Source organism: Cyanobium sp. ULC082, from assembly GCF_977927535.1.
This window is the reverse complement of sequence record NZ_OZ376397.1, coordinates 689,886-706,888: the sequence shown is the minus strand read 5'-3', so window position 1 is coordinate 706,888 and position 17,003 is coordinate 689,886. Positions and strand designations below refer to the sequence as shown.

Here is a 17,003-nt window from a genome sequence, read left to right as displayed (position 1 = left end):
TTCGATCGCGTCACCGACGGACTCGCAGCGATTCGCAACGGCGAGATGGTTGTGGTGGTAGACGACGAGAACCGGGAGAACGAAGGAGATCTGATCTGCGCCGCCCAGTTCGCGACCCCCGAACAGATCAACTTCATGGCCACCGAAGCCCGGGGCCTGATCTGCCTGGCGATGGAAGGGGAGCGTCTCGATGCGCTTGAACTGCCGCTGATGGTGGATCGCAACACCGACAGCAATCAGACGGCCTTCACCGTGAGTGTGGATGCTGGCCCTGAAAACGGTGTGAGCACGGGAATTTCAGCTGATGATCGCGCCCGGACGATCCAGGTGGCCATCCATCCCCACAGCCGCCCCGCCGATCTGCGCCGACCCGGCCACATCTTTCCGCTCCGGGCCCGCTCTGGTGGTGTGTTGAAGCGGGCTGGCCACACCGAAGCAGCCGTGGATCTCTCCCGGCTGGCCGGCCTCTATCCCGCCGGGGTGATCTGCGAGATCCAGAACGCCGATGGCTCGATGGCCCGGCTGCCCCAGCTTGCCGATTACGCCAGCCGCCATGGCCTGCGCCTGCTGAACATCGCCGATCTGATCAGCTATCGGCTCGACACCGAGCGGTTCGTGCGGCGCCAAGCCGAGGCGGATCTGCCGAGTGCCTTCGGGAGCTTTCGGGCGATCGGCTATCGCAACGACCTCGATGGCAGCGAACATGTGGCGATCGTCAAAGGCAAGCCCGAACTGGCCAGTGGAGCTGTGCTGGTGCGGGTGCACTCCGAATGCCTCACCGGCGATGCCTTCGGCTCGCTCCGCTGCGATTGCCGGCCCCAGCTGGAAGCGGCCCTGCGCATGATCGAAGCGGCTGGGGAAGGGGTGGTGGTCTACCTGCGCCAGGAGGGCCGCGGCATCGGCCTGATCAACAAACTCAAGGCCTACAGCCTCCAGGATGGCGGCCTTGACACCGTCGAGGCCAATGAACGGCTCGGCTTCCCGGCCGACCTGCGCAATTACGGCGTCGGCGCCCAGATCCTCAGCGACCTCGGAGTCCGGCGCCTGCGGCTGATCACCAACAACCCGCGCAAGATCGCCGGACTGGGGGGCTACGGGCTCCAGGTGGAGGATCGGGTGCCGCTTGAGATGGATGCCGGTCTGCACAATGCCGCCTACCTCGACACCAAGCGGCTCAAGCTGGGCCACTTGCTTCAGGCCACCTCTGGATCAGCAGAGCTGCAACGGGAGTCGGGTCTGAGTGCCGTGCTCGCCTGGCAGGGCCAGGAGCTTCAGCAGGGCGGCGATCCAGGCCACTGGGAAAGCCTGCGGGAATGGGCCTCCCAGCGGCCGCTGGCACTCCAGCGGGAGGAACATCCAAGGCTGCTGGCGCTGCTGGATCAGCCGGAAATCGCCTTTCTGCTCTCCCCTGTCGCCGGCGCTGAGCTGGCAGCCACCGAGCTCAGCGAGCTGCTGGCCCGGATGGCCGCATGGCCCGGCACCCGGGCCGTGTGCCTGCTGCTCACCCCCGACAGTCGGCGCAGCGGCCATCCGAGCGCCACTCTGGAGCCGGAGCTGCGGCCCCTGGTTGAGTTGCACCAGAGCCACCCCTCGTTGCCGCTGCAACCAGGGGCCTTTCTGCGCTGGCAGTGAAGACACCCGGGCCAGACTCCAGAGATGGGAACCCTCAGGGGAGGATCGTCAGCTTGTTGATCTTGGTCCCCTTCCTGATGGCCAGCACTACATCCACATTGGCCGCCTGACCAAAGACGGTGTGGACCCCATCGAGGTGGGGTTGGGCGTCATGGCAAAGAAAGAACTGGCTCCCACCGGTGTTCTTGCCGGCGTGGGCCATCGACAGGGTGCCGGCCTGATGCTTATGGCTGTTGATCTCACAGGGGATCTTGTAGCCAGGCCCGCCGGTGCCGGGGGCTCCTCCCGCCCCGGCGCGGGTGTTGGGGCATCCCCCCTGGGCCATGAAGCCGTCAATCACCCGATGAAAAGAAAGCCCGTCATAGAAGCCGGCCTCAGCCAGTTTCACAAAGTTGGCCACGGTGGCGGGGGCTTCGGTATCGAACAGCTCCAGCTCCACGGTGCCGGCGTCGGTTTCCATCAGGGCTTGGGTCACGGCGGGTTCAGTCAAAGGCGGACTGTATCCACTCTCGGGTAGAACGGTCCCCGATTCCAGCGCCCGCCCTGGCGCCGCACCCCGTCATGAGCGATACCATCGCCAGCCCCGCCAAGGCCGGTCCTGATCTGAGCACGGCCCGCCTCGGGGTGCTCGGTGGCAGCGGGCTCTACGCCATGGACGGCCTCGAAGCGGTAGAGGAGATCGCGGTCGAAACGCCTTTCGGTCCCCCCTCCGACCGGTTGCGGCTGGGCCGCATCGGCGATCTGGAGGTGGTCTTCCTAGCTCGTCACGGCCGTCACCACACCCACTCCCCCACCGACGTGCCTTACCGGGCCAACATCTGGGCACTGCGCTCCCTCGGAGTGCGCTGGATCCTGTCCTGTTCGGCCGTCGGTTCCCTGCAGGAACCGCTGCGGCCGCTCGACATGCTGGTGCCGGATCAGTTCATCGACCGCACCCACCAACGACCCCTGAGCTTCTTCGGCGAGGGTGCGGTGGCCCATGTGGGAATCGCCGATCCGTTCTGCCCGACCCTCAGCCGCCTGCTGGCCGATGTGGCTGACAGCCTGATGCCCGTGGGCCGCCAGATGCACCGCAGCGGCACCTATCTCTGCATGGAGGGGCCGGCTTTCTCCACCCGGGCCGAATCCAACCTCTACCGCAGCTGGGGCTGCTCGGTGATCGGCATGACCAACCACAGCGAGGCCCGGCTGGCGAGGGAAGCGGAAATCGCCTATTCCACCCTCGCCATGGTCACGGACTACGACTGCTGGCACGCCGAACATGCTTCGGTGACAGTGGATCTGGTGATCGAGAATCTGAAGGCCAATGCCCTGCTGGCCCAGCAGATCGTGGCCCTGGCCGCCCAGAGGGTGGCCGCCCAGCGACCGGCCAGCCCTGCACACACCGCCTTGCGCAGTGCCCTGATGACACCGAAGGAGCAGGTGCCGGGTGCCACACGCCGAAAGCTGGATCTGCTCACCAGCCCCTACTGGGGCCCCTACGAAGGAGCCGGGGCCGACGGAGCAGGCTGAGCCTGGGGCAAGCTCACCCCGGCCGCTTCCAGCGCCTGCCTCACCTGGCCGTCGTGGGCGCCCAGGGCCTCATCGGCCTGCTCGGCGCTCAGCCCGGCGGCGGCCATCACCAGGGCCCGCTTGACCGAGCCGCCGGCGGCGGCCAGCAGCGCCGGACCCTGCTCCCGCTCCACCCCGGCCAGGTCCTTGAGGATGCGCAGGGCGCGATCTTCCAGCTTGCTGTTGGTGACGGCCACATCCACCATGCGGTTGCCGTACACCTTGCCCAGCCGCACCATCACCCCGGTGGAGATGATGTTGAGGGCCATTTTGGTGGCCGTGCCGGCCTTCAGACGGGTGGAGCCGGTGAGCAGTTCCGCCCCGGTGACCAGCCGGATGTCGATGGCGCAGGGCATCGGCGCCTGCTCGCTCGGCACACAGGCCATGGCGATCGCCAGGGCACCGATGGCGCGGGCATGCTCCAGGCCGCCGAGCACATAGGGGGTGGTGCCGCCGGCGGCGATGCCCACCAGGGCGTCGCCGGGAGAGAAACCTCGTTCGATCAGATCATGGCGGCCGGCTTCGCGTAAGTCTTCGAGCCCTTCGGAACTGCGCAACAGGGCCGGTGCGCCACCGGCGAGCACGCCTTGAACAAGCTCCGGTGGGGTGCAGAAGGTGGGAGGACACTCGGCCGCATCAAGCACGCCGAGGCGTCCGGAGGTGCCGGCACCGAGGTAGAAGAGCCGCCCGCCGGAGCGCAGGCGAGCGCTGATCGCCTCAACCGCCTCGGCCAGGGCCGGTGCCGCCGCCTCCATGGCCAGCAGCGCCTTCTCATCTTCCCGGCAGAAGAGATCCACCAGTTCGCTGGAGCTGAGCTGGTCGAGGCTGGCGCTGGCGGGGTTGGCCTGCTCTGTTAGCAGATGGCCACGGTCGACGCAGGTCACAGCAAGCCCTCCAGACGGCGGCGGAAGGCCTCCATGGCATCCCGCTCGGCCTCACCCTCAGCGGGTTGCTCCTCTTCGGCGGGAACGCCACCGCTCTGCCAATGGCCCACATCCATGTTGCGCTCGGGCGGTGCGATCAACAGACGCTCTTCGGCTGACTGGGGCAGGAAGCCAGCCGGCACGAAACGGGCCTCATAGCCGGCCTGCACGCAGAACAGCTCAATCTCCTCACGGGCGAGTGCCTCGACGGTGGGAACAGGAAAATCCTGGGCTTCGAGCAGGCCGGCGTAGCGCTCGGCATCGTCCTGTTGCTCGAACAGCAGAACGACGGTGTGGCCGTTGAGCTCAAGGGAATGGATGCCTTCATTGTCGCTGCCGGCATCGAAGAGCAGAACATGAACAGCCATCGAAGCGATCACCACCGCGGCGGCCAGTGTCTCACCGATCGGGCCGCTACGGATCGACGAGGTCCTGATCCGAGAGTTGCGCCAGCCGGCGGTAGAGGGCTTCTTCCGCTTCATCGAGCTGCTCGGGCACCGTGATCCGGATCTCCACCAATTGATCGCCCCGCTGCTCCGACTGGACCAGCCCCCGACCGCGCAGCCGTAACAGCCTGCCGCTGGAGGATCCCGGCGGCACCCGCAACTGGACAGGACCCTGGAGGGTGGGCACCACCACCTTGCAGCCGAGGGCGGCCTCCGGCGGAGAGAGATCCAGCTTGTAGAGCACCCGCAGGCCCTCGATGCTGAGGCCCTCGGCGGTGCGAACCCGCAACTGCAGAAAATGATCACCACCTCCGGGAGCCACACCCGCTAGGCGCAGGCGCCAGCCATCCCCGGCCAGGGGCGGACTCCAGCACTCCACCACGGTGCCACCAGGCAACTCCAGCTCAAGCCGGGTTCCCGAAACGGCTTGATCGGGAGTGAGCTCCACAACGGTTTCGAGATCGGCGCCAGCCTGCACGGGTGGCGGGGGCGCAGGGGCGTGGGTGACGGTCGCCGTCTCGGGCCAGCGGGGGGAATCGGCTCTCCCGGCCTGGTCAACGGCAGACCGGGCCGGGGGATCGAGGGGGCGATCAGCAGCGCCCAGATCGGCATCCGGATCATCACCGGGCTCGGCAGCCTGATCACGACGGGCCTGGCGGCGACCAAACAGGGCGTCAAGGTAGGTCTGGAAATCCGGAAATCCGGAGGCGAACGGGTCGGCAGACTCGCCGCGGGAGCCGATCGGATCGAGACCGCCTTCCCAGCGGGCCCGCCGCTTCGGATCACCGAGCACCGCATAGGCCTCGTTGACCGCCTTGAAGCGTTCCTCGGCAACAGGATCGTTGCCGTTGAGATCAGGGTGCCAACGCCGGGCCTGCTCACGGAAGGCCCGCTTCAGGCTGGCGGCATCAGCACCGGGGGCAAGGCCCAGAACCGTCCAGTAATCGGTGGCCACCGGGGAGGCGCGCTGCGGGTCACGGGTCGCGGGCTGCGGCCGGGGGATCCCGGCTGGGACGGGTGTGGGGGCGGGGGCGGCGGGGGGGTTGGTAGCCGCCGCGGCTCATCACCGGCTGTTCCCAGGGATCACGGCCGGAGCGGCCGCGCCCACCGGGACGATCCCAGTCGTCGTCCCAGTCGTCGTCGGAGAACAGATCATCCTTGAGGGAGCCCAGCGTGTTCTTCAGCCCCTGCAGGGGTCCCGCCTCTGCCTTGCGTTCGCTGATCAGCCGGCGGTTCAGACCATAGAGGGCTTCCTGAAGCTGGCTCACAGCTAGATCCAATTCCACCGAGTCTTCGCCGCCGAGCAGGGCCTGAACATCCCGCAGGGCGAGTTCAACGGAACGCTGCTGGCGCTCAGCTCCATAGGGTCCCAGCTCCAGGGCAGCATCACGAAGCCGCCGTTCGGCCTGCGCCGCCAGGGTCTGGGCCCGGTTACGGCGATCCACTTCGGCTCGCTTGCGCCGATCGTCCACCGCCTGGCGCGAAGCCTCCTCAAGCAGTCGGTTGATTTCCTCCTCGCTGAGGTTGGAGCCGCCCTGGATCGAAACGCTCTGCTGGCGGCCAGTGGTGCGGTCGGTGGCCGAAACCTGCAGGAGGCCATTGGCGTCGATGTCGAAGGAAACCTGAACCTGGGGCACACCCCGCGGCGCCGGAGGGATGCCGGAGAGGCGGAACCGGCCCAGCGATTTGTTGTCAGTGCCCATCTGGCGCTCGCCCTGCAGCACATGCACCTCGACGGCCGACTGATTCGCTTCCGAGGTGCTGAACACATCGGATCTGCGCACGGGAATCGGGGTGTTGCGTGGAATCAGCACCTTCATCACCCCCCCGATCGTCTCCAGACCAAGAGAGAGCGGGATGACGTCATTGAGCATCAGATCCCGCAGTTCGCCGGTGAGGATGCCGGCCTGAACGGCTGCACCGATGGCCACCACCTCATCGGGGTTGACCGACTGACAAGGCTCCCTGGGAATCAGGGTGCGCACCATTTCCTGAACCATCGGCATCCGGGTGCCGCCCCCCACCAGGACCACATCGTCGATGTCCTCGGCAGCCAGGGAAGCGTCCCGCAGGGCACGCTGCACCGGCCTCAGCAAGCGATCGAGCAGATCGGGGCAGAGGGCCTCGAACTCGCGACGCTGGAGGCTGCATTCGATGTGAAGCGGTCCGTCAGGCCCGGTGGCGATGAAAGGCAGGGAGATCGGAGTGGCCTGGACGCCGGAGAGTTCCTGTTTGGCCTTCTCGGCCGCTTCGGTGAGCCGCTGGAGAGCCTGCCGATCCCGGCGAAGGTCGAGGCCATGCTCCTGCTCGAAGGCATCAGCCAGCCAGTCGACGATGCGGCGATCCCAGTCGTTGCCACCCAGCTGGGTGTCGCCGCTGGTGGCTTTCACATCGAAGACACCATTGGCGATGCGCAGGACCGAAACATCGAAGGTGCCCCCGCCGAGATCGAAGACCAGCACACGCTTGACGGCGCTGCGATCGAAGCCGTAGGCGAGAGCCGCTGCCGTGGGTTCGTTGAGGATCCGCTCCACCGACAGGCCAGCCAGACGGCCGGCATCACGGGTGGCCTGACGCTGGGCATCATTGAAATAGGCAGGCACCGTGATCACCGCAGCCTCGACCGGTTCACCCAGGTAGGTGGAGGCGTCATCCACCAGCTTGCGCAGGATGCTGGCCAGCAGCTCTTCCGGCGCGTACTCCCGTTCGGTGACCGGACAGACGACGCGCACGTTGCCCTGGTCGTTGGCCCGAACCGTGTAGGGAACCACCAGGCTGCTCTCCTCGAGCTCCTCCCAGCTGCGGCCGACGAAGCGCTTGAGGTTGGCGAATGTGTTGCGAGGGTTCAGCACCAGCTGCCGGCGGGCCAGCTGACCCACCAACAACTCCTGATCCCGGGTGTACCCCACCACAGACGCTGTGGTACGGGCCCCTTCGGCATTGGCGATCACCTGGGGCCGACCAGCCTCCAGTACCGCCACCACCGAATTGGTGGTGCCCAGGTCGATGCCAACGATCCGCCCCATGGACCCCCAAACCGAAGACCCAAACTACCGTCTCCTTCGGACGAAGGCAGGCCCGGGCTGAAACGCTCCCGGCGAGGCGCCGAGCCGGAGTGGGCCGATCAAAGCGGGCATGGCTGGCGGGAGTTAACGCTTTCTTAGTGGATGAAACAGCGGGCTACACCTAAATTGATATCGGAATTGGAATGTGTTCCGGGGCTGTCGATGAATCCGATTGCAGAATGGCCATGAGCACCGAGCCAACCAAGGAGTTGTTCACACTCCGTCGACGGCCCGCCTCCGAAAAGTTGGTTGATGGTGGATTCCGTTACCTCACCATTGCCCTGGCCTCGATGGTGGCCATTGTGCTGGTGGCGATTTTTCTCACTGTTTTCCAGGGCGCCCAAGAGGCGATCAAAGCCTTCGGCCTCAAGTTTCTGGCCACTTCCAGCTGGAACCCGGTCACGGGTGAATACGGGGCCTTCACGGCGATCTACGGCACGCTGGTGTCGTCCCTGCTGGCCCTCGCGATTGCCGTGCCACTCGGGGTTGGCACCGCGATCTTCATCACTGAGAACCTCATTCCTCTGCGCTGGCGGGAGGTCATCGGTGTGATGGTGGAACTGCTGGCGGCGATTCCATCGGTGGTACTCGGATTGTGGGCCATTTTCGTGATGGAGCCGTTCCTGCGCCCCTTCCTCACCTTTCTCAACTCTGCGCTCGGCTGGTTTCCCCTGTTCAGCACCGAGCCGCAAGGACCCGGCATGGCACCTGCCGTTCTGATTCTGGTGGTGATGATCCTGCCGATCATCACGGCCATTTCCAGAGATGCCCTGAATCAGGTTCCGATCGCCCTGCGACAGGGGGCCTACGGGGTTGGCAGCACCCGCTGGATCGCCATCTTCAATGTGATCCTCCCCGCCGCCATCTCGGCGATAGTGGGTGGGGTGATGCTGGCACTCGGACGGGCGATGGGCGAAACCATGGCTGTCACGATGATCATCGGAAACTCCACCAACTTCAGCTGGTCCCTGCTGGCTCCCGGCAACACGATTTCAGCGATGCTGGCCAATCAATTCGGAGAAGCGGACGGCATTCAGGTTTCCGCCTTGCTCTATGCCGCACTGATTTTGATGGTTCTGACTTTTGCGGTCAATCTCATGGCCCAATGGGTTGTCAAGAAGCTCAGCCTGCGTTATTGAAAACGATGACAATCCTCACAGCAACACAGAAACCTGCATCCCTGCGTTTCAACCCGTCTCTACAACGCAACAAACTAGACAAGTTATTCACGCTTGTTTCGGCTGGATTCAGTGTCATTGTCGTTCTCCCACTTCTGCTCGTTCTGATCTATGTATTGCTGCAGGGTGGCCGGCTGATCAGCTTCAACCTGTTCACCCAGCTTCCACCTGCACCGGGCCTGGAAGGCGGCGGAATCGGCAATGCGATCATCGGCACTTTCGTGGTCACCATGGTGGCCGCGCTGATCGCCATCCCGGTTGGAGTTGGTGGCGGAATTTACCTGGCTGAATATTCACGAGGTGGCTGGTTTGCCAATCTGATCAGGGTCGGCAACGACATCCTGGCCGGCGTGCCCTCGATCATCTGCGGGGTCTTCGTCTACGGGGCGATCGTGGCCACCCGGGTGTTCTTCGGCCAGTCCTACACCGCGGCGGCGGGGGGCATCGCCCTGGCTGTGCTGATGCTGCCAACCGTGATCAAAACAACCGATGAGGGGCTGAGGCTTGTTCCCAAGGCCCTCAGCATGGGCGCCATCGGAGTGGGAGCCTCCAAGTTCGTGACGATCATCCGGATCACGCTGCCGAGCGCCTTCACCCCGATTGCCACCGGCATCGTGCTGGCGATCGCAAGGGCGGCGGGGGAAACAGCCCCTTTGATCTTCACAGCACTCTTCTCACCATTCTGGCCGGAGGGAGTCTTCAATCCGATCGCCACCATGTCGGTGTTGATCTTCAACTTCGCGATCATGCCGTTCGAAGCCCAGAACGAGCTGGCGTGGGCCGCCTCCTTTGTGCTGGTGGTCCTGATCCTGGCGGCCAATCTGCTGGCCCGCTGGCTGCGACGCTTCGCCAACTGATTGTCACAAGCCTGCCCAGGTCTTCAGCCTTCGCCCCCCACGTTCCTCCACTTTCGTCATGACCACTTCCGCTTTGCAGCACGCCAACACCTCCACCACCGGGCATACCTGCCTGGCCCTTGAAAAGGTGACGATCAGCTACGGCAGCTTCGAGGCTGTCCGGGATGTCTACATGGACATCCCTCGCGGCAAGGTGACAGCTTTCATCGGCCCGTCGGGCTGCGGGAAGTCAACGGTGTTGCGAGGCTTGAACCGCATGAACGACCTGATCGAAGGATGCAGCCTCAGGGGTCGAGTGGTCTTCGACGGTCAGGACATCTACGCCCCTGAAGTGGACCCGGTGGAAGTGCGGCGGCGGATCGGCATGGTGTTCCAGCAACCGAATCCTTTCCCCAAGTCGATTTACGAAAACATTGCCTTCGGAGCCCGCATCAATGGCTTCACCGGCGACATGGACGAACTGGTGGAGAACTCTCTGCGCAAAGCCTTCATCTGGGATGAAACCAAGGACAAGCTCAAGCAGAGTGGCAATTCACTCTCGGGCGGGCAACAGCAGCGTCTCTGCATCGCCAGGGCGATCGCGATTGAACCGGAGGTGATCCTGATGGACGAGCCCTGCTCTGCGCTGGATCCTATCTCCACCCTCAAAATCGAAGAACTGATGCACGAATTGAAGAAAACCTTCTCAATCGTGATCGTGACCCACAACATGCAGCAGGCGGTTCGTGTCTCGGATCAGACCGCCTTCTTCAATGCGGAAGCCGTTGAAGGTGGCAGCGGCAAGGTGGGCTATCTGGTGGAATTCAATGATACCGAAAAGATCTTCAACGCCCCAACCCAGCAGGCCACCCAGGATTACGTCACCGGACGATTCGGTTGAGCTTGAACGGCTTCAATCAGGCCAAAGAAAAGCCGGCTTGTGAAGCCGGCTTTTTGTTGGGATCACGGAGAGGGAGGGATTCGAACCCTCGATAGAGTTGCCCCTATACAGCATTTCCAGTGCTGCGCCATCGACCACTCGGCCACCTCTCCATCGGTGATGCGAAGGCACGTGGCAATGTAGCAGTCAGCGATCTTCCCTCTGCCCCCTCGTGATGCCCCATCAGGTTCCGATCACGGTGCACTGGCGCCAGCAAAACCGGGTGATCAAGCTGGACGTGCCGGAGGGCGAGTACATCCTGCGCAGCTTCGAGCAACAGGGCGAGCCATTGCCGTTCAGCTGCCGCAATGGCTGCTGCACAGCCTGTGCCGTGCGGGTGATCTCCGGACAGATCGACCAGTCCGAGGCTCTTGGCCTCTCAAGGGAGCTGCGCAGCCGGGGCTACGGCCTGCTCTGCGTCGCCCGGGCCACGGGGCCGCTGGAGGTGGAAACCCAGGATGAAGACGAGGTCTATGAGCTTCAGTTCGGCCGCTTCTTCGGCAAGGGCCGGGTGCGGCCCGGCCTGCCGATCGAAGAGGAATGACCCGGATGACTGAACCGCCCACGCCGAGCACTGCATCGCTTTCTGCTCAGGCCCTGGCTGGTGCCGGGCTTGGAGCCGCTGAGCTGGAGAAGCTCTCTGGCGTTGCCCGCGCCGCCGCCGCCGCCGGTGCCGCGGCCCTGCGGTTCCATCACGGCAAACTCACCCAGATCCGCGAGAAGGGTCGGGCGGGAGACCTGGTCACCGAGGCCGATCTGGCGGCGGAAGAGGCCGTGCTGGCCGTGCTGGCCAGGGACACCCCAACGCTCGGTGTGCTGGCTGAGGAAAGTGGGCAACACAGCACGGGCTCCGATCTGCAGTGGTGCGTCGATCCACTCGATGGCACAACCAATTACGCCCACTCCTATCCATGCTTCGCCACATCGGTGGGGCTCACCTGGCGCGGGCTGCCGTTGCTGGGGGCGATCGAGGTTCCGGCCCTGGGAGAGAGCTACTGGGCGGCAGCTGGCCTCGGGGCCTGGTGCAACGCAGATCGCCTGGCGGTGAGCGGCGCCCGCGACCTGGCCAATTCGCTGCTGGTCACCGGCTTCGCCTACGACCGCCAGACCCAGCTGGACACGAATTACAGCGAGTTCTGCTGGTTCACCCATCGCAGCCAGGGAGTGCGGCGGGATGGTGCCGCAGCGGTGGACCTGGCCTTCGTGGCGGCCGGCCGCCTGGACGGCTACTGGGAGAGGGGTCTGTCTCCCTGGGATCTCGCCGCTGGAGTGGTGCTGGTCGAAGAGGCCGGGGGGGTGGTGAGCCGCTACGACGGAGGACCGCTGGTCCTGACAGAGGGCCGCCTGATTGCCTCAGCGCCTGGAATCCACCGCAGCCTGATCGATGGGCTGGCCCGGTGCCAGCCGATGCCGGGAGCCAGTTTCGGCGCCCCGGAGCTGGACGGCTGAGCAGCGCTCCAGCCGTCCATAGGATCCTGGCCGACCCCATCCATCACCGCCGCGCCTTCAGCCATGGCCCTGCAACCCGCCGCCGGCGCCAGGGATCTGAATCCTGGCCAGGTGGAGAGCAACCGACGCCTCTGCCAGCAGCTTGCCGATGTTTATCGGCTCTGGGGCTACCAGGAGGTGGCTCCACCGGCCATCGAGCGCCTTGACACGCTCCAGGCCCGCGGCGGCAAAGCCCAGAGCGACGTGGTGCGACTGGCGGCTGAAGAGCCGCTCGGTCTGCGCCCCGAATTGACGGCCCCGATCGCCAGAGCCGCCTCCACCCGGCTGGCCGCCCGAGCCCGTCCCCTGCGGTTGTGGGCGGAGGGGGCCACCTTCCGCACCTTCACCGGGGACGGTGGCGGACAGCGGATCAGTGAGCGATTGCAGAGCGGCGTGGAACTGCTGGGCGTGCGTTCCTCGGCGGCGGATGCGGAACTGCTGAGACTCCTGCTCGCCTGCACCGAAACCCTGGGCCTGCAGCCCAGCCATCAGCCCCTGCTGCTGCTGGGACACCACGGGCTGCTCAGTGCGCTGCTCGGCCGGGTGCCGGCTGAACAGCGCACCCCCTGCCGCCAGGCGCTCACTGACTTCGATCCCCTGGCGCTGGCGGCGTTGTCCCTGCCGGATGATCAGATGGCCCAGTTGCAGGCCCTGCTGCGGCTCAGGGGTGAGCCGGCCCGGGTGATCGATCAACTGGAACAACAGCTCGGCAGCAGCAGCCTGATGCAGGAGCTGGCCACCACCCTCGCGATGGTTGAGACAACCGCCGCGCGGCTGGGCGTGAGGATCCAGCTGGATCCCAGCTTCCAACCTCAGTTCGACTACTACGACGGTCTGGTGCTGAAGCTGGTCTGCCAGGGAGCGGCGGCTCCGGTGGAGATTGCCAGCGGCGGCCGCTACGACGCCCTGGTGGCCAGGTTCTGCGCCGATTCCACCGACGCGGCCGGGGTGGGCTTCGGATTCAGCATCGAAGACATCCGGGATCTGCTCGATCCGCTCGAAGGCGGCTCAGATCTCACCACCCCGCTGCTGCTGGCCTACCGGCAGACAAGCCAGCTGCCAGAGGCCCTGGAGCGGCTGGAAACCATCCATCGCTCCGGCCAGACCGCGGAGCTGCACCCCTATCCCTGCGGCGACCTGCAGGCAGCTGAGGCGGTGGCGCTCGCCAGGGGCAACCGGGGGGTTGAGTGGCTGGGCTGAACATTTCTAGGATCGATCGGTTGCTCCCTTCGACCCATGGCCCACACGATCCTCACCGACGTCTGCGAAGGGGTGGCTGATTGCGTCGATGCCTGTCCGGTCGCCTGCATCCATCCCGGCAGCGGAGCCAACAGCAAGGGGACGGGCTTCTACTGGATCGATTTCGACACCTGCATCGATTGCGGCATCTGCCTTCAGGTGTGCCCGGTGGAGGGCGCGATCGTGCCGGAGGAACGGCCGGCAGAGCAGCGGCGCAGCTGATTCCTACTGCCACGGGCGGCTAGGGGCGAACGCTCCACCAGGCGCCGATGTCGAGCAATTTCCAGGCTGCCAGCAGCAGAACCAGGCTCAGCAGCCGCCGAATCCAGGTCTGGGGGAGCCGACGGCTGCCCAGGTAGGCACCGATGCCCCCGCACACCAGCACCACCGCCGCCACCGGAGCCAGGGCCGCGGCTGCCGGGAAGGCAGCAAACCCCTGGCGCAGGGCAAGGCCACTCGCCCCGGCGATCGAGTTCACCAGGATGAAGGCCACCGATACGGCGGCGGCCTGGCGGGGCAGCAACCAGGAACGCAGGATCATCCAGGGTGTCAGAAAGATTCCACCGCCTGTTCCGGTCAGCCCGGCCAGCAGCCCCAGGCCGGCTCCGGTGAGGGCGCGCTGCCGCGGCGGCGGCAGCCGCAGCGAGCCCGGAACCACCGCCACCGCCGGCGCCGTGAGCCGCCAGGCGGAGAACAGCAGAACAAGGCCAATCAGGCGCTGCAGCAGCAGCACCGGCAAGCTGATCGCACCGCCGATCAAGGCGGCGGGAACGGAGGCCAGAGCCAGAGGCAGCAGGACATCGCGGCGGAGATGGCCGGCACTGACGAACTGGACGGTGCCCAGGCCGGCCACCAGCACATTGAGCACCAGAGCGATCGCACGAATCTCGGCAGAAGGCAGCCCGGCGAGCGACAGCACGGCGATGTACCCGGAGGCACCGGCATGGCCGACGGAGGCATAAAGAAAGGCCACCGCCCCCAGGGCGATCAAGAGCGCCGGTGAGGCAACAAGGGCGGAGTCCAGAGGCAACGCTGCCTGAATGACGGGCAGCAACAGATGCCATCCATTGTTGAGGGTTGGCTGTACAGATCAGCAGACTCGCGCCTGCCATGGACGACACCAACGCGACAGCGCCCCCACGGCCAGCTGGGATCCGGCACGCACCGATCTGGACGCGAGGCTTCCACAGCCTCAACCTGCTGGTGCTGGCGGTGATGGCGGCCAGCGGGCTGCAGATCTACAACGCCAATCCCGTCTTCGGGGGACGGGGCGGCGTCAGCATGCCGGAACTGTTCACCCTGGGCGGCTGGCTGGCCGGCGGCCGCGACTGGCATTTCGGCTTCATGGGCCTCTACGCCCTCAATCTCGGCCTCTGGATCGCGCTGTTGATGAAACTCCGCCACCGAAAGCTGGCCGACCGCGCCGATCTCAGCACCCTGAAGGCCAGCCAGAACACCGGCAAGCGAAGGCTTTCGGCCCACCGGCTCACCTACACGCTGATGGTGATCCTGCTGGCCTTCGGGCTGATCACGGGCCTGGCGATGTACAAGCCGGCCCAGTTCTGGTGGTTGGCGGGATTGTTCAGCTTTGGCGAGCTCTTCGGCGCCACCAGCTGGCACACCCTGCGGGTGGCTCACTTCGCCACGGTCCCTGCCATGGTGCTGCTGATCGCTGCCCACATGGTGCTGTCTTGGCGGATCGGCGGCCTGCGGCTGTGGCGCTCGATGGCCCTCTGATGAGTGCATCCTCGCCGCTGTCCGATCGATGGCGCCTGAACCGTCGCCAGCTGCTCGGCCTGGGGGTGAGTGGCGGCTCCTCGTTGCTGCTGGGCGGCTGCGCCCTCAATGGCTTCAGCGAGCAGGTGGGGAAGGCCACCCAACCACTCAATGAGCGTATCGAGGCGTTGCTGCAGGGGAAGGGCCAGGTGCCGGAGTTTCGGCGCGATCAGGTGGATCCCGCGGCCCTGCTGGTGAACAGTTTCAACGGCGTCCCCCAGCTCGACCCCGAGCGCTATCGGCTGCGGGTGGGGGGACTGGTGCACCGTCCTCTGAGCCTCGATCTTGCCGCCCTGGCAGCTCTGCCCCAACAGGAGATCACCATCCGGCACGTCTGCGTGGAGGGTTGGGCCGCGATTGTTTCCTGGTCGGGGGTGCGGCTCGCTGATGTGCTGGCTTTGGCGGGGGTCTCGCCGTTGGGCGGGTATCTGGCGATCGAATCGGCGGATCAATACTTCAGCACCTGGGACATCGCCTCGGCTCTTCACCCCCAGACCCTGCTGGCCACCGGCATGAACGGAGCACCGTTGCCGGCGGCGAACGGGGCACCGCTGCGGATCGCCACGCCGATCAAGCTGGGTTACAAGCTCAGTAAGTGGGTGACGGGGCTGAAGCTGATCGCCACACTGGAGGATCGGCGCGGCACCTGGGAAGATCAGGGATATGAGTGGTTCGCGGGGCTCTGAGCTGGAAGGATTACGTGGCAATGGCTGTTGAGCTGAGGATCGAATCCCCAGGCCAATCACCATCCCCTGCATCTTTTGCAGAGGCCTGATCACCGCTGATCTGATTCAGATCGCTTCAGATGAGTCTGGATACGGTCATGCTTCTCAGCGAACAACGGCCTTCTCCTTCTGTTCGATGTGCCGCCCCAGCTTGCACCTCCAACCAAAAACCGCCACCGCTTCGATGGCGGGCCAACGAGCCATGAGCACCACGACGGTGCCCACGTTGATATCAGGCTGCTCCAATTGCTCCTGCCAAGGCTTCCGCAGTATGAATGAGTTCACTTGGACAATGCCAAGAAGCTGAATCACATCCGACCCTGAAGGCTGTAGAGCAAGGTGGCAGCGGTTTCGCGCAGTGCGAGGCGGTTGTGCTGGGATGGCGAGAGGGTTGGATCGGCGGCAATCGGGATAACCTGCAGGCCTTGTTGCTCAAAAGCTCGGGCGGCGCGGGGTAGCTGCCAGGAATCTGTGATCAGCAGCACGGGGGCACCGGGATGGTGCTGACGCAACCAGCGGTTAGTGAGAGTGGCGTTCTCCCAGGTGGTGCGGGCGCAGGAATCGCCGGCGATGCGGGAGGGCTCAATGCCGAGCTGCAACAGCCGTTCGGCGGTGCTGCGGTCGTCACCGGAGACGTAAACGGCAGACACCACACCCTGGCCGAAGCGTTCGGCGGCGGCGGCCGTGGTGGCAGCAGCCATGTCGGAGCCGCGTCCCACCAACACCACCACCGGAACAGCGGTGGTGGGCGCACCGGGAGCAGGCATTTGCTGATGCAGCCAGGCCTCGAGCAGCGTGGTGGCTTCAGGGCTGTAGATCGTGCTGATCGCGAGAGGCAGCAAAAGTACGAACGCCAGCAGACGGGCCCTGGAGAGCCGTAGACGCCAGGCGAGCAGAGCGGCAGCGAGCGCCACAAGCGGCAACAGCAAGGCAGGGGAATAAAGCAACTGCAGCAGCAGCTCGCGGAACTCGATCCAGGCCAGCGGGGTTGGGGGACAGGCGATCCATTGCATAGTTGACCTCAGTGGCTCAAGTGTGCCAAATGCAGCTCACACGGCCCGACCGTCGCCAGATCTGCACAGCCTGCTGATCCCCCCGGCATTGACCAGCCATTCAATGTGCCACTGGCACGAGATGGAACCATCTTAAGGAGCAGAGAACTGATTCCCGGCCAACACTCCAACGTACGCAAGGAGGCAGCGCG

At 65.3% G+C, this 17,003-nt stretch carries 19 protein-coding genes and 1 tRNA gene; 11 read left to right on the top strand and 9 right to left on the bottom strand.

Features of this window, described 5'->3' with window-relative positions:
* Positions 1 to 45 precede the first annotated feature (45 nt).
* Positions 46 to 1,632 carry a bifunctional 3,4-dihydroxy-2-butanone-4-phosphate synthase/GTP cyclohydrolase II gene (gene ribBA, locus ACXMDY_RS03830; RefSeq protein WP_399241921.1) on the top strand — a complete coding sequence of 529 codons (1,587 nt, stop codon included), beginning with the start codon at positions 46 to 48 and terminating at the stop codon, positions 1,630 to 1,632.
* Positions 1,633 to 1,666: 34 nt separating this feature from the next.
* Here ribBA and ACXMDY_RS03825 read toward each other — a convergent pair whose 3' ends face one another.
* Positions 1,667 to 2,107 (bottom strand): peptidylprolyl isomerase, encoded by a 441-nt coding sequence (locus tag ACXMDY_RS03825; protein WP_259703231.1) that lies wholly within the window; start codon positions 2,105 to 2,107, stop codon positions 1,667 to 1,669.
* Positions 2,108 to 2,193: 86 nt separating this feature from the next.
* On the opposite strand from ACXMDY_RS03825, the gene mtnP reads away from it, so the two are divergent.
* Positions 2,194 to 3,144: an S-methyl-5'-thioadenosine phosphorylase gene (mtnP, locus tag ACXMDY_RS03820; RefSeq protein ID WP_259703230.1), complete on the top strand. Its 951-nt coding sequence runs from the start codon at positions 2,194 to 2,196 to the stop codon at positions 3,142 to 3,144.
* On the opposite strand, the gene murQ is transcribed toward mtnP, so the two are convergent.
* Genes murQ through dnaK form a run of 4 tightly spaced genes read right to left on the bottom strand, consistent with a single transcriptional unit; the run spans position 3,111 to position 7,578 of the window.
* Complete coding sequence (gene murQ / locus ACXMDY_RS03815; RefSeq protein WP_259703229.1) at positions 3,111 to 4,067, bottom strand: N-acetylmuramic acid 6-phosphate etherase; 957 nt, start codon at positions 4,065 to 4,067, stop codon at positions 3,111 to 3,113. The genes mtnP and murQ overlap by 34 nt on opposite strands.
* Complete coding sequence (locus ACXMDY_RS03810) at positions 4,064 to 4,474, bottom strand: DUF3110 domain-containing protein (protein WP_259703228.1); 411 nt, start codon at positions 4,472 to 4,474, stop codon at positions 4,064 to 4,066. Before ACXMDY_RS03810 ends, murQ begins: the two co-directional genes overlap by 4 nt.
* 46 nt (positions 4,475 to 4,520) lie before the next feature.
* Entirely contained in the window at positions 4,521 to 5,507 is a 987-nt protein-coding gene (locus ACXMDY_RS03805) for a DnaJ C-terminal domain-containing protein (protein ID WP_457767376.1), read from the bottom strand.
* Between the two features lie 19 nt (positions 5,508 to 5,526).
* On the bottom strand, positions 5,527 to 7,578 hold the full coding sequence (gene dnaK / locus ACXMDY_RS03800) for a molecular chaperone DnaK (RefSeq protein ID WP_457767375.1): 2,052 nt from the start codon (positions 7,576 to 7,578) through the stop codon (positions 5,527 to 5,529).
* Positions 7,579 to 7,802: 224 nt separating this feature from the next.
* Between dnaK and pstC the strand changes: the two genes are divergently transcribed.
* The 3 genes from pstC to pstB are packed head-to-tail and all read left to right on the top strand — an operon-like array spanning position 7,803 to position 10,532.
* Positions 7,803 to 8,756 carry a phosphate ABC transporter permease subunit PstC gene (gene pstC, locus ACXMDY_RS03795; RefSeq protein ID WP_259703225.1) on the top strand — a complete coding sequence of 318 codons (954 nt, stop codon included), beginning with the start codon at positions 7,803 to 7,805 and terminating at the stop codon, positions 8,754 to 8,756.
* Positions 8,757 to 8,761: 5 nt separating this feature from the next.
* On the top strand, positions 8,762 to 9,652 hold the full coding sequence (pstA, locus tag ACXMDY_RS03790; RefSeq protein WP_259703224.1) for a phosphate ABC transporter permease PstA: 891 nt from the start codon (positions 8,762 to 8,764) through the stop codon (positions 9,650 to 9,652).
* 58 nt (positions 9,653 to 9,710) lie between these two features.
* Positions 9,711 to 10,532, top strand: coding sequence for a phosphate ABC transporter ATP-binding protein PstB (gene pstB, locus ACXMDY_RS03785; protein ID WP_259703223.1), 822 nt, complete (start codon positions 9,711 to 9,713; stop codon positions 10,530 to 10,532).
* 65 nt (positions 10,533 to 10,597) lie between these two features.
* Here pstB and ACXMDY_RS03780 read toward each other — a convergent pair.
* Positions 10,598 to 10,684 (bottom strand) — tRNA-Ser (locus ACXMDY_RS03780).
* A 62-nt stretch (positions 10,685 to 10,746) separates the two neighbouring features.
* On the opposite strand from ACXMDY_RS03780, the gene ACXMDY_RS03775 reads away from it, so the two are divergent.
* From ACXMDY_RS03775 to ACXMDY_RS03760, 4 genes are all read left to right on the top strand, one after another.
* Positions 10,747 to 11,115, top strand: coding sequence for a 2Fe-2S iron-sulfur cluster-binding protein (locus ACXMDY_RS03775; protein WP_259703222.1), 369 nt, complete (start codon positions 10,747 to 10,749; stop codon positions 11,113 to 11,115).
* A gap of 5 nt (positions 11,116 to 11,120) precedes the next feature.
* On the top strand, positions 11,121 to 12,020 hold the full coding sequence (locus ACXMDY_RS03770; protein ID WP_259703221.1) for an inositol monophosphatase family protein: 900 nt from the start codon (positions 11,121 to 11,123) through the stop codon (positions 12,018 to 12,020).
* Between the two features lie 63 nt (positions 12,021 to 12,083).
* Entirely contained in the window at positions 12,084 to 13,259 is a 1,176-nt protein-coding gene (locus tag ACXMDY_RS03765) for an ATP phosphoribosyltransferase regulatory subunit (protein ID WP_259703220.1), read from the top strand.
* A 36-nt stretch (positions 13,260 to 13,295) separates the two neighbouring features.
* The gene (locus ACXMDY_RS03760) at positions 13,296 to 13,520 is read left to right on the top strand and encodes an indolepyruvate ferredoxin oxidoreductase subunit alpha (RefSeq protein WP_259703219.1); all 225 of its coding nucleotides are present in this window, start codon (positions 13,296 to 13,298) and stop codon (positions 13,518 to 13,520) included.
* A 19-nt stretch (positions 13,521 to 13,539) separates the two neighbouring features.
* Here the strand turns inward: ACXMDY_RS03760 and ACXMDY_RS03755 are convergent, their stop codons facing one another.
* Positions 13,540 to 14,328: a sulfite exporter TauE/SafE family protein gene (locus ACXMDY_RS03755; protein WP_259703218.1), complete on the bottom strand. Its 789-nt coding sequence runs from the start codon at positions 14,326 to 14,328 to the stop codon at positions 13,540 to 13,542.
* Between the two features lie 80 nt (positions 14,329 to 14,408).
* Here ACXMDY_RS03755 and ACXMDY_RS03750 point away from each other — a divergent pair, with 80 nt between their 5' ends.
* Positions 14,409 to 15,035 carry a cytochrome b/b6 domain-containing protein gene (locus ACXMDY_RS03750; protein ID WP_259703217.1) on the top strand — a complete coding sequence of 209 codons (627 nt, stop codon included), beginning with the start codon at positions 14,409 to 14,411 and terminating at the stop codon, positions 15,033 to 15,035.
* Complete coding sequence (locus ACXMDY_RS03745; RefSeq protein WP_259703216.1) at positions 15,035 to 15,760, top strand: molybdopterin-dependent oxidoreductase; 726 nt, start codon at positions 15,035 to 15,037, stop codon at positions 15,758 to 15,760. The genes ACXMDY_RS03750 and ACXMDY_RS03745 overlap by 1 nt, the downstream gene beginning before the upstream one ends.
* Positions 15,761 to 15,904: 144 nt before the next feature.
* Here ACXMDY_RS03745 and ACXMDY_RS03740 read toward each other — a convergent pair whose 3' ends face one another.
* Positions 15,905 to 16,111 carry a hypothetical protein gene (locus ACXMDY_RS03740; RefSeq protein WP_259728260.1) on the bottom strand — a complete coding sequence of 69 codons (207 nt, stop codon included), beginning with the start codon at positions 16,109 to 16,111 and terminating at the stop codon, positions 15,905 to 15,907.
* Positions 16,108 to 16,812 carry a YdcF family protein gene (locus ACXMDY_RS03735; protein ID WP_259703215.1) on the bottom strand — a complete coding sequence of 235 codons (705 nt, stop codon included), beginning with the start codon at positions 16,810 to 16,812 and terminating at the stop codon, positions 16,108 to 16,110. Before ACXMDY_RS03735 ends, ACXMDY_RS03740 begins: the two co-directional genes overlap by 4 nt.
* Positions 16,813 to 17,003 lie beyond the last annotated feature (191 nt).

Coding starts and splice junctions, on each gene's coding strand:
- ribBA (WP_399241921.1), top strand. CDS start 46: ATGGTTGTGGTGGTAGACGACGAGAACCGGGAGAACGAAGGAGATCTG.
- mtnP (WP_259703230.1), top strand. CDS start 2,194: ATGAGCGATACCATCGCCAGCCCCGCCAAGGCCGGTCCTGATCTGAGC.
- ACXMDY_RS03810 (WP_259703228.1), bottom strand. CDS start 4,474: ATGGCTGTTCATGTTCTGCTCTTCGATGCCGGCAGCGACAATGAAGGC.
- dnaK (WP_457767375.1), bottom strand. CDS start 7,578: ATGGGGCGGATCGTTGGCATCGACCTGGGCACCACCAATTCGGTGGTG.
- pstC (WP_259703225.1), top strand. CDS start 7,803: ATGAGCACCGAGCCAACCAAGGAGTTGTTCACACTCCGTCGACGGCCC.
- pstA (WP_259703224.1), top strand. CDS start 8,762: ATGACAATCCTCACAGCAACACAGAAACCTGCATCCCTGCGTTTCAAC.
- pstB (WP_259703223.1), top strand. CDS start 9,711: ATGACCACTTCCGCTTTGCAGCACGCCAACACCTCCACCACCGGGCAT.
- ACXMDY_RS03775 (WP_259703222.1), top strand. CDS start 10,747: ATGCCCCATCAGGTTCCGATCACGGTGCACTGGCGCCAGCAAAACCGG.
- ACXMDY_RS03770 (WP_259703221.1), top strand. CDS start 11,121: ATGACTGAACCGCCCACGCCGAGCACTGCATCGCTTTCTGCTCAGGCC.
- ACXMDY_RS03765 (WP_259703220.1), top strand. CDS start 12,084: ATGGCCCTGCAACCCGCCGCCGGCGCCAGGGATCTGAATCCTGGCCAG.
- ACXMDY_RS03760 (WP_259703219.1), top strand. CDS start 13,296: ATGGCCCACACGATCCTCACCGACGTCTGCGAAGGGGTGGCTGATTGC.
- ACXMDY_RS03750 (WP_259703217.1), top strand. CDS start 14,409: ATGGACGACACCAACGCGACAGCGCCCCCACGGCCAGCTGGGATCCGG.
- ACXMDY_RS03745 (WP_259703216.1), top strand. CDS start 15,035: ATGAGTGCATCCTCGCCGCTGTCCGATCGATGGCGCCTGAACCGTCGC.
- ACXMDY_RS03735 (WP_259703215.1), bottom strand. CDS start 16,812: ATGCAATGGATCGCCTGTCCCCCAACCCCGCTGGCCTGGATCGAGTTC.